Raw genomic sequence first — 15969 nt, 5'->3', positions numbered from 1 at the left:
GGCGCGAAAAATCAGATTTGCGCCAGGCCGCCATCAACGGCAACTTCGCTGGCGGTCATGAAGCTGCTGTCTGCCGAGGCGAGGAAGGCGGCAACGGCTCCGATTTCTGCCGGATCGGCCATGCGCTGGAGCGGGTTCATCGAGGCGAAGACCTTCATGCCCTCCTCGCCCAACGCTTCCTTGGCCAGCTCGGTCGCCGTCGGCCCAGGCGACAGCACGTTGACCCGAATACCGGTGCCCTTCAAGTCCTCCGCCCAGGTCCGTGCAAGGTTGCGCACGGCTGCCTTGCTCGCGCTGTAGACGCTGAATGCCCGGGGCGCCGGTGGTGCCGGCGCTGGAGCCGGTCAGGATGATCGGCAAGTGGAAACCGCTGGTCCTGTTTTTTCTGCGTAATGGTCCGAAGCGCTACGGCGAACTCAAGCGGCTGATCCCAGGCGTCAGCGACAAAGTGCTGATCCAGCAGTTGAAAGACCTGGAAGCCGACCGCGTCCTGGCACGGACCGACTACAAGGAAGTGCCGCCACGGGTGGACTACGCACTGACTCCGCTGGTCTGCGGCTGTTCCAGGGACGCGGCGGTCGTTACTTCCCGATCCCCATCAACAGGTCGAAAAGCAATTGCGCGACCGGGGACAGTGTTCGCCCGCGGCGTGATATCAGCCCCAGGGTTCGGCTGATTGCGGGATTCGTCAGCGGGCGCGTGACCAAGGTCGCATGCCCTTCCGCCGGCATGGCCAGCTTGGGCACCACACCCACGCCCAGCCCCGCCTCTACCAGGCTGACCAGCGCCGGAACATGCTTAACCTCACAGAACGACCGGGGCCGGATATCGCGGTTGGCGAGCGCCTGGTCGATGAGGAAACGATTGCCGCTGCCCTGCGCGAGGCTGATGTAGTCCACCGTCGTCAGGTCGTCCCAGGTCAGTGACTCGCGTTCGGTCAGTGGATGGCCGACTTGCAAGGCGACGACAAACGATTCCTCCAGCAACGGCTGGAACACCACATCGGCATCCTGGGTGCCGATGTAGGTCAGGCCAAAATCCGCCTCCCCCCTGGCCACCACCGTCAGGATCGCAGACGACGACTCATCGATGACCCGTACCCGGATTCCCGGGTATTTGGCGTGATATTGACGGATGACGTCCGGAAGGAAATACGCCACCGCCGAGGGTACGCAGGCGATGGTGACTTCTCCGGAAAGCCGGTAGGCCAGGTCGTGAAAACCAATCAGCGCATTTTCCACTTCGTTCAGCACATTCCGCGCGCGGGGAAGAAAACCACGGCCGATGGTGGAGAGTTCCACTCGACGGGTGGTGCGCTCGAACAACTGCACGCCCAGGGCCAGTTCAAGCTTGTCGACCCGACGCGACAGCGCGGATTGCGACAAATGCAGCGCCTGGGCAGCCGCGCTGAAACTACCCAGATCCGCTACGGCGAGAAAACCGCGTAAATCCGCGAGATCAAAATTCATGCGTTTCCCTCATAGATCCAACTTTTATTTGCATTTCTCTTTTTAATCAGCGCCCGGCAACCTGTCAACTCAGTCGAATCCATGAGTCATTTCCATGCACAACAAAAACGAATCCGCTGATGTTGCCCTTGAAGACCTGCGCGAACTGGGGCGTCTTGCCTTCCAGGGCTTGGGGCTTGCGCCAGAAGCCGCCGAACAGGTTTGCCAGGTGTTGGTGCTTGCCGACTTGTTCGGCTTGACCACCCACGGGCTGAGCCGCATCGAGTCCTATGGCGAGCGCCTCGAGTCCGGCGGCATCAGTGCCGCAGCCGAGCCGACTGTAGAGGCGCTTGCCCCCGCCATCGCACGGGTTGATGGGCGCAATGCCGTCGGGCCGTTGGTCGGCATGACGGCGCTGGAGGCCGGAATGAAGATCGCCCGGCAGTTCGGCATCGGCCTGGTCCTGGCGCGCGGCAGCAATCATTTCGGCCCCGTCTCGCCCTATTCCTACATCGCGGCCGAGCAAGGTTTTGCCAGCATCATCGGCAGCAACGCGACCACTACGATCGCACCTTCGGGCGGTAGCGACGCACGCCTGGGCAACAGCCCCCTGGGATTCGGCGTACCGAATCCGGATGGCAATCACTTCATGCTGGACATGGCCATGAGCGTCGTCGCGCGGGCGAAGATCCGCAACGCCCTCGCCCGCCAGGAAAGCATCCCGGACAACTGGGCAACGGACGTCAGCGGCAGGCCCACCACCGATCCCCGTGCGGCGCTGGACGGCTTCCTGTTACCCATCGGCGGTCACAAGGGCTACGGGCTGGCGCTGGTGGTTGATTTGCTGGCGGGGTTGCTTTCGAACGCGGCCTATCTGACCCACGTGAAATCCTGGGTCGATGCGCCGGATGAGCCGCAGAACCTGGGGCACTTTTTCATCCTCATCGATACCGCACGCCTTGGCTCCGCTGGCTGGCTGCAGGAACGCATGCGCGACTTCGCATCGATCCTTCACCAAAGCCCCCCCATCGAACCCGCGTCGCCGGTCATCGTTCCGGGGGAGATCGAACTGAAGAAGATGCGGCGCTACTTGCATGAAGGCGTGCCGGTGGATGCCGCCACCCGACGGCTGTTGGATCAATACGCAAGTCGGGTGGCCTGAGATGACTTCATCCCACAAAAACCTTGCGACCGCCTTCAGCCCCACTGGCGTGCTGAGGGCGTCGATCAACGTGGGCAATCCCATCCTCGCGCGGCTGGACGAAGCCGGGAACGCGGTCGGTGTATCGGTCGATCTGGCCGCTGCCTTCGCCGAGGAACTGGGGCTGCCGCTTGAGCTGCGCGTGTTCAAAAGCGCGGGGGAATCCGTCGCGGCGGTTTCCGAGGGCCGGGCCGATTTCGGCTTCTTCGCGATCGACCCGCTTCGTGCCGAACAATTGGCCTTCACCGAACCCTATGTGCTGATCGAAGGCTGCTACCTGGTCAGGGAGGATTCGCACTTGAGCAGCATCAATCAGGTGGACCAGCCAGGCCTGGCGTTGGTGGTCGGCAAAGGCAGCGCTTATGACCTGTACCTGACGCGCGAGCTCAAGCACGCCACGATCATCCGCTCGCCGACTTCACCCACCGTGGTCGATACCTTCCTGGCCGAGGGGGCCGATGTGGCGGCAGGCGTGAAGCAACAGCTTGAGTTCGATACCACACGCTTCCCCGGCCTGCGCCTTCTGCCGGGGCGTTTCATGGAGATCCGCCAGGCCATGGGCGTTCCCCATGCCTATGGCAAGGACGCCGCCGAATGCTTGCGACGATTTGTCGATCGGGCCAAGGCCAGCGGCTTCGTTGCCGAAGCCATCAAGCGCCACGGCATCGTGGGCGCCACGGTCCCCGGCTGACGACCACGCAAACGTCCTGCGCCCTCTCCAATAAAAACAAGAGTAACTGACATGTTGGCATTCCTTGGCTTATCGATGGTCGTGGTATTTACCTACCTGATCATGGCGAAGCGACTTTCGCCCATCGTTGCGCTGATTGTCGTACCGGTGGTCTTTTCGATCATCGCGGGCTTCGCGCTCACCACCGACAAGATGATGCTCGACGGCATCAAGATGGTCGCCCCCTCGGCGGCGTTGCTGCTGTTCGCGATCCTGTTCTTCGGCGTCTTGTTCGACGCCGGACTGTTCGACCCGATGATCAAGACGATCCTCCGTGTGGTGAACGGCAATCCGGTGAAGATTGCCGTCGGCACGGCCATTCTCTCGTTGACCACCGCGCTGGATGGTGACGGCACGACCACCTACATGATCACCTGCGCAGCGATGCTGCCGCTGTATAAACGCATCCAGATGAACCCGATGATTCTTGCCAGTATCTGCGTGCTTTCATTGAGCGTGATGGGCGGGATGACACCGTGGGGCGGGCCGGCCACTCGGGTCATCGCGGTGCTCGGGCTGGACGCCGCCGAGTTCTTCATTCCGCTGTTGCCGACCATGGCCACCGGCGCCGCCGGGGTGCTCTACATCGCGTATGTACTGGGCCGGCGCGAGGTTCGGCGGATCGGTGTGGTGACCCTGTCCAGCGGTGGAGATGACTGCTACATCGATTCCATCGTCGGCCAGGGGGAGCATAAAAAACCGAAGAACGTGGTGCCCAACCTGATACTGGTATCGATGGTGATGGTCTGCCTGGTCACCGGGCTGCTGAATTCGGTGATCAGTTTCTTGCTGGGATTCGTGATCGCCCTGGTCATGAACTACCCGAACCTGAACCTGCAGAAAGAACGGATGCTCGCCCATGCTGGCAATGCCATGGTCGTTGTGTTGCTGGTGTTCGCAGCCGGGGTGTTCGCGGGTATTTTCTCCGGCACCAAGATGGTCGATGCAATCGCACAACTGCTGGTCAATACCATCCCGCCGTCCTGGGGCCATCTGTTTCCGCTGGTGGTGGCAATCACCAGCATGCCGCTGACGTTCCTGTTGTCCAACGATGCCTATTATTTCGGTGTCGTGCCCATCCTTGCCAATGCCGCGGCAGCGTACGGGATCAGCCCGATGGAAATCGCCCGCGCCTCGGTATTGGGCCAACCCGTGCATCAGATCAGCCCACTGGTGGCGTCGACGTTATTGCTGGTCGGCATGATCGATCGAGACCTTGGCGACTTCCAGAAGAGCACGATCAAATGGGCGGTGTTGCTTTCGCTTTTGATGACGGGGTTGTCGCTGCTGACCGGGGCGATCAGCCTGTTTACTTGAGGAAAGCGTCGGCGGAACTGGTCGAAGCGCACGGACCTGCTATCTTCATCAAAGACCTGAGTAGTTGCGATCCCATACGTATCCAGGTCTGTACAGGGAGTGGGTGAAGTTGGAAGCAGTGGAACTGCTCGCTATTGACGAACGGCTCATGCCATCGCCCCATGGCGAGTGTGATGTGGTCATCGTCAATTACAACGCTGGTCAGCTATTGCTGGCGAGTGTCGGATCGGCCTTTGCCGCCGGCGCCTCCAGGGTGATCGTCGTGGATAACGACTCCCACGACGACAGCCTGAGGTTGCTCGAGCGAACCCACGCCGACGGCGACTCGCTTCGAATCGTTCGCAATGCCACAAATCTCGGCTTTGCCGTGGCGTGCAACCAAGGCGCCCACCTCTCAGCGGCCCCCAACGTGCTTTTCCTCAACCCTGACACCGAGCTGGCCGCCGATGCCTTGGAGCGCATGCTGCAAGCACTGCGCAGCTCACCCGGAATCGGCATGGTCGGTGGATTCCTGTGCAATCCAGATGGCAGCGAGCAGCCCGGTGGACGTCGGGTATTTCCGACACCCAGGCGCGCCTTCATGCGAGCGTTCGGACTTTCGCGGCTCTCAGCTCTTTTTCCATCGATGCTGTCGGACTTCCTGCTGCACAAGGAACCGCTACCCAGCACCCCCGTTGTCGTCGAGGCCATCTCCGGAGCTTGCATGTTGGTCAAGCGCGAAGCGATCGAGAGCGTCGGGCTGTGGGACGAAGATTATTTCCTCCATTGCGAGGACCTGGACTGGTGCATGCGCTTTCATCAGGCCGGTTGGCGCGTCCTGTTCGTGCCGGATGCCCGGGTGATGCATGTATTCGGTGGTTGCAGCCGGCACCGACCCTATTTCGTCGAATGGCACAAACACCTGGGATTCCTGCGTTTCTATCGTAAGTTCTTCCGCCGCAAGTACCCAGCCGTACTGTGGGTCAGCGTGGTCATCGGAGTGTGGTTTCGATTCGGCCTGATGGTTGTTCGCCACGCGACTTCCCGGCTCTGACATTCATGGAACCAGCGGTAAAGAGCGTTCAATGCGGATAGGAGTATTAGGTGGCTCCAGCCTCCTGGGTGAGCGCGTCCTGCCGTTGTTGGCACAAAACGGCCATTCGACCAGCGCGTTTACCCGAGGCGTGCCCAACGTATCTTGCCCCGGTGTAACGTGGCGAAACGCAGATGACTGGCACGGACTGACGCTGGACACGTTCCTGTCGTTTGCCCCCCTCTGGGTGGTGCCCGACTATCTGGAGCGCCTTGCCAACACCCAGGTCAGACGCGTGGTCGTCCTCTCCTCCACGAGCCGCTTTGCCAAGCACGCGTCGCCCGATGCCCAGGAAAGGGACGTGGCACAACGTTTGATCGAGGCAGAGGAACAGCTCCAGCAATGGGCGACCGAACGGCAGGTTGAATGGGTGATCCTGCGACCGACCCTGGTCTATGGTTTTGGCCGCGACAAGAACATTTCGGAAATAGCGCGTTTCATTCAACGCTTCGGAATTTTTCCGCTCATCGGCGGCGCGACTGGTTTGCGCCAACCGGTGCATGGTGATGACGTGATCCAGGCGTGTCTATCCGCCATGAGCACACCGGGCCTGCCCAGTGGCGGCTATAACCTCTCAGGGGGAGAAGTCCTGCCCTATCACCTGATGGTGAGCCGGATATTCGAAGCCATGGGACGCCCGCAGCGAACATTGGTCCTCCCCGCCACCGTCTTGAGCAAGGGCATTTCGCTCCTGCGCTGCCTGCCACGCTACCGGCATCTTTCAAGCGCGCTGGTGACGCGGATGAATCAGGACCTGGTATTCGACCACTCCCAAGCCAGCGAACGGCTTGGCTTTGCTCCCAGGAAGTTTCACCTGGGTAACGAAGACTTGCCTGAACGCTGAATTGACTTTCGATAGCTAACGCATTTTCCCCTGTGGGAGCGAGCCTGCTCGCGAAGACGGCATCACCGTCGATGAAGTGCCTGGGCGTGCCGACCTTTTCGCGAGCAGGCTCGCTCCCACCAAGGGGTTCCGCGAACCTGCATTGCCTCCCACTTAGCCCTTCTCCACGCCAGGCATTTGCCGTTGAACATGGGCCTGCCAAGCGCCCCATTTACTTTCGAAGTACGCCTGGTTCTTATCCCAGAGCGCCTGGTACTCACCGCTGGCGATCAACGTCCTGAACGATGCCTGCCCATAGTGATGGATAAACGAATCTTCAGCACACACCGTCCGGTAGCCGGCCGCCTGCACGCGACGGCTGTAGTCGTCGTCCTCGAACAGGCCGATCCCGAACGCCTCATCCAGATACCCCACTTCTTCGAGGATGCCTCGGCGAAAGGCAACACAAAACATCGCGAGCATCGGAATATCGAATGACCGTCCCTTGCGGGATTCGGTATAGCGGTCTGCAAACGCTTGCATCTGTTGGATATCGGTGTAGGAAACCTCGATTTTCGCTTCGTTGCCGACCGCATTCGTGACCGGCCCCACCATGCCGATACTGGGCTCTCTCAAATGCATGACCAGCGGATCCAGCCAGCCGCCCGGCACTATCGTGTCGTTATTGAGCAACAGCAGGATGTCACCATCGGCTTCTCGCAACCCTTGGTTGTTGGCCGCCGCGAAGCCACGGTTGTCCGGGTTGAGGATGATCTTCGCGGTCGGCACCTCGTTGCGCAGGCGCTCAAGGTAATCCGCCGTGCCGTCCTGCGAGCCGTTGTCGATCACAAGGAGCTGGTAATTGGGCCAGGTGGTATTGCGAAGAATGCTATTGATGCATTGAATCGTCAGACTGAGATTGTTGTACGTCACGAGCACGATGGAGACTTTTTCATACAGTCCGGCGATAGCCAGTTGCAGGCTATTGAATCGATCCTTCCAATCATTGGCCCGGGCGAGCTCCACGCGCCGCTTGTACAAGGCCAGGTCGTGTTCGGCCAGGGCCCGCTCGATCTGCTCGATGAACTCATCGACTCCGGTTGCAAAGTACAGCAAGTCTTCATAAATGCTCATCTCCGCCAATGGCGTGGAGATCACCGGCTTTCCTGCACTGATGTACTCGTAGAACTTCACCGGATCGACCGCATGCGTCACGTTGTAAAGCCTGAAGGGAATCAGGCAGGCGTCGAAATGGTCCAGATAAAGTGGCATCTGCGCGTAAGGCTTGCGGCCCAGCAACTGCACGTTGGGCTTGTGCTCGAGGCCCGCCAGATCGTCGACGAAAATGTCCCCCACCAGAATGAAGTTCCACTCGGGTCGGCGGTCCGCCAACGCCGCCAGCAATGGATAATCGAGCCATTGCGCCAGGGCGCCGTAGTAGCCAATGACCGGGCCGACCAGTCCATTCAGCAAATCATTGGTGAAACAGTTCTGCCGGAAAAAATCGAAGTCCACCGCGTTGCGGACCAGCATGCAGCGGGGGTTGTGGGCGCACCACTTCTGGTAAAGCAGCCCGGCGGAAACGGTGACCAGATCCGCCTGCACAACCAGGGCTTTCTCCTCATTCAGCAATTGTTCGCCGATGTTTGGAAAACCATCCCAGTCATCCATGCAGTCGTAGTGCACGCGCCAGCCATGCAGGGCACGCAGGCTGAGGGCCACGGGGCTCCAGTAAGCGATATGCACCACCGAGAGGGCGGTTCTGATCTGCATATCGGCGACCAACGCAGCCAGGGCATGCAGCAAGGCCTGATGATTCTCAGGCGTTACCACCTTTTCGTAGTACGCCGCTTGCGCCTCGCGTTGCAGGGCCACTTCAAAGATATTCGGCGCTACCAACGTCAATCGATACAGCTGCCCCTCCTCCGGCAGGCTGGAGGGCACGATATAAAAAACCCGATGACCATTGCTCGCGAACTGCCCCATCAATTGCTGCGGTCGCTGGAAGCGTGCGGCCCAATCGATGTTGGCGAAGCAGAGAATATCCAGGCGCCCTTTCGTGACGAAATCAGCTTCCACACCAGGACTCGGCAACGGCCGCGGCGCTGTTGGGTAGGCCGTCGCGGCGACCGGCTCGGGCAATTCATGCGTGGCGCCAAAACCATAACGCATCATCCGGAAAAGCGCGCGCAGGGGCCGGGTCAAACGCCACGAACGGGTGTTCTGCAGGAAATCCACTTGTGCCAGGGCGATATCGCGCTCGTTGATGGCCGCGTCTCTTTGAGCCAAGGCGGCGTCACGGTCGATCTGGCTGCTGTCGATCTTAAGCACGTGGGTACCCATGCAACGGGGTGTCGTCGCCCGCCGGCCACATCGAACTGAGGGAACCCGGTCGATAGAACGTCGCCGTCAGGCTTCGGCGGGAAGAACGGCAGCCGCTCACCACGGGCGTGACCGCATGCCAGGAATTATCCGAACGCACCAGGATCGCCGAGTTGCCCACCAAGGGCTCGATCTCGGCCGCCACGGCGCTGGGATCGTTGCCGCGCAGGATGCTCAGGCACCCGCCGTCGTTGCGATCCCAGGACTCATTGAAATAAAGGATATGGGTGACCAGTTTATCCGGCAGGTCCGGATGGGCCCCCAGGCTCGCGCCGGGGCCGTAATGAAAGACGTTGACCTCCATCGGCACGCTGCGCAGGTCGATCCCGGTCATCTCCGACATGGCCTCTCGATAGCCCGCCGAGCCCAGGTCCTGCGCCAGTTCCAACCACGCCTCGCTCAGTTCTTCGGGGAACGCGATGGCATGGGTGCCCATGCTCACCAGGGCGCGGGCTTCATAGTCATAGTTTTTCTCTCCACCGTAACCGCTCACCGTCTTGAAGTGATCATGGGGAAAGGAGGCCGCCAACGCGGCGGCATCCTCGGGCGAATACAGGCCGCCGATTTCAGCCCATGAGAACGGGTGAGCCTTGAGCGCCGCAGGCGTGAGACGAGAGAGATCTAGCATTGTCTGTTCTTGTTCACTGTGAGGTTTCTGATACCACGGGCGATGGAGCGCAGTGGCGCGGTCATTCGGAACGAGTTGGAGTTCTGCAACTCAAGCATCCTGGCATCACTGAGGGCCAGTTGCTGGCTGAGCTGGACAATCCGTTGCTGCTGAGCAAGGTTGGGTGGCGGCTCGAGGGTGCCTGGCTCCGGCACGACGGGCTTGATCGACGATTCAGCCAGCGCTGGCTCCCCCCCCTCGGCCGCGGCCTCGAGCAGATTGGGCAGGTGTTGCAGGAACGCTCCCAAAACCGGCTGGGATGAGGTTTTACCCTGGCGAATAATCGCCGCGACCCGATCCCAGTGATCGACCAACTGATCCCCCGCTGCTTGCGCCGCCAGCGATGGGCGGGTCTTGCCCAACCGCGCGACGAACCATTGCGGGTCGATTGTCGCCGGGTCCGGCAACGCATGAAGCGAGTCGAACCCAGCCAGGGCCGTGTACTTGCCGGTGGTCAGGTCTGCCGAGCAAAACACCGGGACACCAAACGCCAGGGCGGTGATTGCCAGGTGGTAGCTGTGGCCGATCACCGCTTGTGCCTGGCTGATGATTTCCGCCATCAGCAACGGTTCCGGCCAGAACGACAACGTGATGGCCCCGGGCAGACGCCCGGCGATGACCGACGGATCGTCGCCCAGCACGGGGCCTATCGGGACCACCAGGAACTGATAATCCTGGAACGCCTCGGGGTGGTTTTCGAACAGTTTCATGAATGACTCCACGACATGAATGGCGTGGATCACGATGTACGGCCCAGTCAGCCCGGCGTGCTCGCGCAGGCGAATGAATTCTGCGGAGGGCTGCTGCTCATCGATCAGGTGCGGCAAGCCAAACGCGGTATCGGGCAGCACGACGATGTCGGCTTGCTGGGTGAGCGCGCCGAGCGTATCGCGCGTCAGTGCATCACGGACTCGCACGTACTGGCTTTGCTCGAGGGCCATCGTCAATAGCGGCCTGGCCCAGGGGGGAACATCGTTGCAGTGCATACCGGGGGCATTCCATATCACTGGGATAGCATGCTGCAACGCGATCAGCGCAGGCGTCAGCCAATAACCGGTCGGGTGATGAATATCGACAGCTGGCGGACCATAGCCATGGGCCACGACTTTATCGAAGCGGATCAGAAATCCACCGCCGATCAGGACGCCATCCAGGCTGGCCGCCATACCGGGCAGTTCCGTCAGCGACGTCACTGCGTAGGGCCATTCGGGGCGGCGTTTTTCATGATAGGAAAACCGATGCAGTTCGACTGGGCCCAAGCGCCGCACCAGCTCCGCCTCGGCAATGATCGGAAACAACAGGTCGCCGTAGTTTTCGACGTCGAAGGTGCCGAATATGGCGACCTGCCACCCTCGCTCGTCCTGGTGTCCCGCCAAAACCGTTTCTCCTTGAGCCCCGCAGGTGTTGGGAAGCGACTGGACCGATGGAGGATCGATTCTCTTCAGTCCCAGGTCGACCATGCCCAGGAATTGCCTGGGGCTTGGCAACATGTCGAACGCCAGCGGCGCAACCTGTTTCTCGATCAGTTGCGAAGTGTCTTCCGTCGCCCCGTGCAACAGCTTGAGGGTGACATGATAGCGGCCCTCGGCGAGGTTGGCCGGGAAGCGCACCGTGATCGCCGCCCGCCGCCAGCCGTTCTCGACCGGGCCTGGTTGCAGGGCGAAATTGCCACCACCAATCACCAGCAGCCTGGCCTCCTGGACAGTAAAGCTGATGTTGGGTTGAGTGATCGACTCATGCAGCATCGCCTCGACGCGAATCTCGATGTCGTCGCCATACAGGTAGCTGGAGCAAAGCTGCTCGGTATTGGTGAAGCAGGCAGCGCTGATATGCCCCTCTTCGGTTCCGAAGGCTATCCCCTCCTGCCCGCCGATAAACGACTTGCGTGTCACCGGTATGACCCCGCCGCTGGCCCAGCGACGTTGCTCATCACGCATGTCGAGCAAGTGCAGCTCGGCCATTTCGTCAGGCGAGCCGCTGGCCACGACCCGGCCTGCACGCAGGTAGATGACTCGGTGGCAAAAGCGCTTGACCATGCTCATGTCATGGGAAACGAACAGCAGCGTCGTACCTTTCGCAGCCAGTTCTTCCAGCCGGTTCAGGCATTTGAATTGAAAGGACGCATCGCCGACCGAAAGAGCTTCATCGACGATCAGGATCTCGGGTTCCACACACACCGAAACGGCGAAGGCCAACCGCACCAGCATCCCGCTGGAATAGATCTTGGTGGGTTGGTCGATGAAGTCGCCGATATTGGCGAAGGCGAGGATATCATCGAAGCGAGCGTCGATTTCCGAGCGACTCAAGCCCAGCACTGCCGCGTTCACATAGACATTTTCCCGTCCGGTGAACTCTGGATTGAAACCAGACCCCAGCTCAAGCAGCGCGGCAATCCGGCCATGTCCCTGGACACTGCCCCGGGTCGGCATCAACGTTCCGCAGATCAGTTGCAACAACGTGGACTTGCCGCTGCCGTTACGGCCGATGATTCCGACGGTCTCGCCCTTGGCGATGGTCAGGGAAACATCATCCAGGGCCCAGAACTCACGGTAGAAACGCTTCCTGCCGCGCACCAGCATCTGCAACAGACGGTCCTTGGGCGCATCGTAAATCTGATAACACTTGCTCAGGTTCTCGGCGCGGATGGCCACTTCAAACGACATCGGCAAAACCCTTCCATGAAACACGACCCATATTACGGCGCCGCTGAACAGTTCCTTTGTCGGGCGCTGCGGATGAGTTAAGCACAGAAACGGGAAAAAACGCCGGATGAATCTACACTGGGTCTACCTCCATGAAGAAGCCACTCAAGGAGCCCCGAATATCGCCTCAAGGATCACGCAACAATGCAGTCGTTCAACACGTCCCCTGCCGCCATGGTCAAGAGTGTCCTGATCAATCGCCTGTTGATCTTCGTGTTGATCCGCAGGGAAGTCGCCGGTCGTTACAAAGGCTCGATGCTCGGTATCTTGTGGTCGTTCTTCACACCCGTGTTCATGCTGGTGGTCTACACATTCGTGTTCAGTGTCGTGTTCAAGGCCCGCTGGTCGGGCGGCGGCGAGTCCAAGAGCGAATTCGCCCTGGTGCTCTTCGCTGGCCTGCTGGTCTTCAACCTGTTTTCCGAATGCATGAATCGTGCGCCGGGCCTGGTGCTGGCCAATACCAATTACGTCAAGAAAATCATATTCCCACTGGAAACCCTGCCCCTGGTGTCGCTCGGCGCAGCACTGTTCCACATGGCCATCAGCGTGCTGGCCTGGCTGGTCTTTTATGTCGTCCTGTTCGGCATTCCTCCGGTAACCGCCCTGCTCCTGCCGCTGGTGCTTTTTCCATTGGTGCTCCTGACGCTGGGGCTCTCCTGGTTCCTCGCCTCGATAAGCGTCTACCTTCGCGATATCGGCCAGTTCATCGGCATCATTGTCACGGCGATGCTGTTCCTCTCGCCGATTTTCTATCCACGCTCGACGCTTCCGCACAGCTATCAGGCCGCCTTGCAGGCAAACCCGCTGACGTTGCCGGTGGAAATGGTTCGCGATGTGCTGTTCTGGGGCAGACCGCCGCAATGGGATCAATTGGCCACCTACTCGGCGATCGCCGTGCTGGTCGCCTGCGCCGGGTTTGCCTGGTTCCAGAGGACCCGAAAAGGCTTTGCCGATGTCATATGAGCCCGTTGGCGTGGCGCGCTGGGCAGCACCCGCTATGATGATTCATGGCACGGCTGGAGCCGGTGCTTGCCTGGTGATTGAAGTCGACAACGATCCTGAAACATTTGGGGTGCGTTGCCGTAATGACCAAAGGACCGAAGGAACGCATGGACCCAATCAACCGTCTTGTTGATCGCATTGACCAGCTGACTCGCTCGACACAATCCAGATCCATAGAAGCCTTGCAGTTGGTCAAGGAGATCGAGAATCGGGATCGGCTCATCAATCAGCTGCGCCTCGATTCCAAAGCGCTTGGCACTCGTCTGTCACTTCAAGAGTATGAAGCCCGACGGCTGCGCGAGCGGCTGCGGCTGGCTGAACAGCGCCTCAAGAACGCCGAGGCGTTGCTCAAGACGAAACAGCGCGAGGCGGTCGCGCTGTCAGATTGGGCGGTGGATCTGCGTGCCCAACTGGCGGCGAAGCAGGCTGAGCTGTTCAAGCTCTGCGACTGGGGCAACGCCATCGAGCGCGCACCGCTGCGTTATTCGATACGCAAGATGGCGTATCGACTGTCACGCTGGGTCTACGCGTGGCTGCCCCTCACCGCACAGGTGAAAAGCAAGCTGGCGCGCCGGCTTCGAAACGGGTTCAAGCAGCGCAAGGCAAAGCCAGGCGAAACAGCGGCATCCGCAAGCCTCGCCCCGCTGCCGTCCCTGCCACCGTCGCCGGACCTGGCTGTGCCGTCCAACGCCGGACAACCCATGATCCTGATGTTCGGCGTGATTGACTGGCACTTCCGTATCCAGCGCCCGCAAAACCTGGCCAAGGAATTGGCCAGGGCAGGACAAACGACTTTTTATATCTCCAACCACTTTATCGACGATGATGACCCCGGTTTTGAAGCCGAGCCCTTGGCGGGTTCCCATCGGCTGTTCCAGATTCGTTTCAAGGTACGCGGCGCGCCAGCCATTTATCATGCCCCACCGTCAGCCGCCGCGATCCGCCAGTTGTGCCAAGGCTTGGCGATGTTGTTGGAGTCAGCGAATGTCGGTGCCGTGGATTGCATCGTCCAGCACGCCTACTGGTTCCCACTGGCCAGGCGCGTCCCCAACTCCACGCTGGTCTATGACTGCATGGATCATCATGAGGGCTTCGGCAATGTCGCCCAGGAATTGCTCGACCTTGAAATCGCCTTGATGCGCAGGGCGGACCTGCTGGTGGCGACATCCGACTGGATCGAACAACACGGCAAGCGGGAAAACCGCAACGTGGAGGTGATCCGCAACGCCTGTGAGTTCAGCTTCTTCAGCCAACGTCCAGGCAAGGTCTATCAGGACCCCGCCAACAGAAAGATCATCGGTTATTACGGTGTCATTGCCGAATGGTTCGATCTGGACCTGGTCAGGCAAGTCGCTCGATCGTTCCCGCAACACCTGATCCTGCTGATCGGCAGCGACACCGTCCAGGCAAGGAAATATTTCAAGCGCTGTCCGAACGTGGTCCTGGAGGGCGAAGTCCCGTACGCCTCCCTGCCCTACTATCTGCACGCCATGGACGTGTGCCTGCTTCCATTCAAGGTGATGCCGCTGACCCTCGCCACCAACCCGGTCAAGGTCTATGAGTACCTGAGCGCGGGCAAACCGGTGGTCTCGGTGAAACTGCCGGAGTTAAGCCAGTTCGGCAAACTCGTCTGGGCCGTTGAACAGCCGGATGAGTTTATCTTGGCCATACGCAATGTCCTGGATGCGCTGCCGGAGGCCCGCGCCCTGCGACAGGCGCGTCAATCATTCGCTCGGGGCCAGACCTGGCGGCATCGGGCCATCCGCCTGCGCCAGGCCATCGAGACATTGCCACTGCCCAAGGTCAGCGTGGTGGTGCTGACCTATAACAACCTCGAACTGACCAAGGCCTGCCTCGACAGCCTGTTGACCCAAAGCCAATACCCCAATCTGGAAATCATCGTCGTTGACAACCACTCCAGCGACCAGACCCCAGCGTATCTCTGCGCCTGGGCCGAAGGGCACCCGGACCGGATCGTCATCCTCAACCCGGACAACAAGGGCTTCGCCGCGGGCAACAACGTGGGTCTCGCGGCAGCCAGTGGTGACTACCTGGTTATCCTGAACAACGACACGATCGTTACCGCTGGCTGGATCAAGGGCTTGATTCGCCATCTACGGGACAACAAGGAAATCGGCATCATCGGCCCGATCACCAACAACATCGGCAATGAAGCCAAGGTCGGCACCCGCTATGACCGGGTAGACGACATGCCCGCCGAAGCCGCGCAAATGACTCGCGCCCGCATGGGCGAATGGTTCGAGATCAATACCCTGGCGTTTTTCTGCGTGATGTTCCCGCGCTCGACCTACGAGCAGATCGGTGGCCTCTGCGAAGAATACGGCCTGGGTTTTTTCGAGGATGACGATTACTGCCGCCGCGTACAGCGTCGCGGCATGCGCGCGGCCTGTGCCGAGGATGTCTTCGTGCACCATCACCTGTCCGCCTCGTTCAACGCCTTGGGGGCCCGGAAAAAGCAGGCACTTTTCGAGAAGAACCGGGCGATCTACGAGAGCAAGTGGGGATCCTGGGTTCCGCATACGTACCGAGACGCCTGAACGTCCTTCGCATGCAACGCTATTTACTTAAGGGAGCAGATGAATGTGTGGCGAGGGAGCTTGCTCC

The 15969-nt window shown here is 60.3% G+C and carries 11 protein-coding genes and 3 pseudogenes; 8 read left to right on the top strand and 6 right to left on the bottom strand.

The annotated features are described in order from the left end of the window. Positions 1-11: 11 nt before the first annotated feature. Positions 12-354: pseudogene (locus JMN22_RS03645) on the bottom strand (SDR family NAD(P)-dependent oxidoreductase); the annotation flags it as partial. Between JMN22_RS03645 and JMN22_RS26500 the strand changes: the two are divergent. Further along, positions 350-676, top strand: coding sequence for a winged helix-turn-helix transcriptional regulator (locus JMN22_RS26500; RefSeq protein ID WP_225936050.1), 327 nt, complete (start codon positions 350-352; stop codon positions 674-676). The pseudogene JMN22_RS03645 and the gene JMN22_RS26500 sit on opposite strands and share 5 nt — an antisense overlap. Here the strand turns inward: JMN22_RS26500 and JMN22_RS03635 are convergent. Beyond that, a complete protein-coding gene (locus tag JMN22_RS03635) occupies positions 582-1469 on the bottom strand; it encodes a LysR family transcriptional regulator (protein WP_030141688.1) in 888 nt (295 codons plus the stop codon). The two genes, JMN22_RS26500 and JMN22_RS03635, sit on opposite strands and share 95 nt — an antisense overlap. 94 nt (positions 1470-1563) lie before the next feature. Between JMN22_RS03635 and JMN22_RS03630 the strand changes: the two genes are divergently transcribed. The 5 genes from JMN22_RS03630 (at position 1564) to JMN22_RS03610 (ending at position 6612) form a co-directional block, all read left to right on the top strand. Then, a complete protein-coding gene (locus JMN22_RS03630; protein WP_198795838.1) occupies positions 1564-2610 on the top strand; it encodes an Ldh family oxidoreductase in 1047 nt (348 codons plus the stop codon). Position 2611: 1 nt separating this feature from the next. Further along, complete coding sequence (locus JMN22_RS03625; protein WP_030141690.1) at positions 2612-3340, top strand: ABC transporter substrate-binding protein; 729 nt, start codon at positions 2612-2614, stop codon at positions 3338-3340. A 51-nt stretch (positions 3341-3391) separates the two neighbouring features. Beyond that, positions 3392-4696, top strand: a complete 1305-nt coding sequence (locus JMN22_RS03620) for a CitMHS family transporter (protein WP_030141691.1) — start codon at positions 3392-3394, stop codon at positions 4694-4696. Positions 4697-4844: 148 nt separating this feature from the next. Then, on the top strand, positions 4845-5729 hold the full coding sequence (locus JMN22_RS03615) for a glycosyltransferase family 2 protein (protein ID WP_030141692.1): 885 nt from the start codon (positions 4845-4847) through the stop codon (positions 5727-5729). Between the two features lie 31 nt (positions 5730-5760). After that, entirely contained in the window at positions 5761-6612 is an 852-nt protein-coding gene (locus JMN22_RS03610) for an NAD-dependent epimerase/dehydratase family protein (RefSeq protein WP_030141693.1), read from the top strand. 153 nt (positions 6613-6765) lie between these two features. Here JMN22_RS03610 and JMN22_RS03605 read toward each other — a convergent pair whose 3' ends face one another. The 4 genes and pseudogenes from JMN22_RS03605 to JMN22_RS26490 all read right to left on the bottom strand — a co-directional run. Then, entirely contained in the window at positions 6766-8922 is a 2157-nt protein-coding gene (locus tag JMN22_RS03605; protein ID WP_198795837.1) for a glycosyltransferase, read from the bottom strand. Then, on the bottom strand, positions 8915-9601 hold the full coding sequence (locus tag JMN22_RS03600) for a 2OG-Fe(II) oxygenase (protein ID WP_030141695.1): 687 nt from the start codon (positions 9599-9601) through the stop codon (positions 8915-8917). The genes JMN22_RS03605 and JMN22_RS03600 overlap by 8 nt, the downstream gene beginning before the upstream one ends. After that, a pseudogene (locus tag JMN22_RS26495) lies at positions 9595-10941 on the bottom strand (polysaccharide pyruvyl transferase family protein); the annotation flags it as partial. The pseudogene JMN22_RS26495 and the gene JMN22_RS03600, both read right to left, overlap by 7 nt. Positions 10942-11079: 138 nt before the next feature. Then, positions 11080-12303 (bottom strand): annotated as a pseudogene (locus JMN22_RS26490) (ABC transporter ATP-binding protein); the annotation flags it as partial. A 183-nt stretch (positions 12304-12486) separates the two neighbouring features. Here JMN22_RS26490 and JMN22_RS03590 point away from each other — a divergent pair. Both JMN22_RS03590 and JMN22_RS03585 read left to right on the top strand, forming a co-directional pair. Beyond that, on the top strand, positions 12487-13305 hold the full coding sequence (locus tag JMN22_RS03590; RefSeq protein ID WP_198795835.1) for an ABC transporter permease: 819 nt from the start codon (positions 12487-12489) through the stop codon (positions 13303-13305). A gap of 146 nt (positions 13306-13451) precedes the next feature. Further along, positions 13452-15902, top strand: coding sequence for a glycosyltransferase (locus tag JMN22_RS03585; protein ID WP_198795834.1), 2451 nt, complete (start codon positions 13452-13454; stop codon positions 15900-15902). Positions 15903-15969 lie beyond the last annotated feature (67 nt).

The sequence above is a fragment of the Pseudomonas sp. HB05 genome (genome assembly GCF_016756915.1).
In the GTDB taxonomy this organism is placed as follows: domain Bacteria; phylum Pseudomonadota; class Gammaproteobacteria; order Pseudomonadales; family Pseudomonadaceae; genus Aquipseudomonas; species Aquipseudomonas alvandae.
This window is presented reverse-complemented; position numbering and strand designations above follow the sequence as displayed.

Bases quoted from the DNA above. Each gene is read 5' to 3' on its own strand.
- JMN22_RS26500 (WP_225936050.1), top strand. From the start codon at position 350: ATGATCGGCAAGTGGAAACCGCTGGTCCTGTTTTTTCTGCGTAATGGT.
- JMN22_RS03635 (WP_030141688.1), bottom strand. From the start codon at position 1,469: ATGAATTTTGATCTCGCGGATTTACGCGGTTTTCTCGCCGTAGCGGAT.
- JMN22_RS03630 (WP_198795838.1), top strand. From the start codon at position 1,564: ATGCACAACAAAAACGAATCCGCTGATGTTGCCCTTGAAGACCTGCGC.
- JMN22_RS03625 (WP_030141690.1), top strand. From the start codon at position 2,612: ATGACTTCATCCCACAAAAACCTTGCGACCGCCTTCAGCCCCACTGGC.
- JMN22_RS03620 (WP_030141691.1), top strand. From the start codon at position 3,392: ATGTTGGCATTCCTTGGCTTATCGATGGTCGTGGTATTTACCTACCTG.
- JMN22_RS03615 (WP_030141692.1), top strand. From the start codon at position 4,845: ATGCCATCGCCCCATGGCGAGTGTGATGTGGTCATCGTCAATTACAAC.
- JMN22_RS03610 (WP_030141693.1), top strand. From the start codon at position 5,761: ATGCGGATAGGAGTATTAGGTGGCTCCAGCCTCCTGGGTGAGCGCGTC.
- JMN22_RS03600 (WP_030141695.1), bottom strand. From the start codon at position 9,601: ATGCTAGATCTCTCTCGTCTCACGCCTGCGGCGCTCAAGGCTCACCCG.
- JMN22_RS03590 (WP_198795835.1), top strand. From the start codon at position 12,487: ATGCAGTCGTTCAACACGTCCCCTGCCGCCATGGTCAAGAGTGTCCTG.
- JMN22_RS03585 (WP_198795834.1), top strand. From the start codon at position 13,452: ATGGACCCAATCAACCGTCTTGTTGATCGCATTGACCAGCTGACTCGC.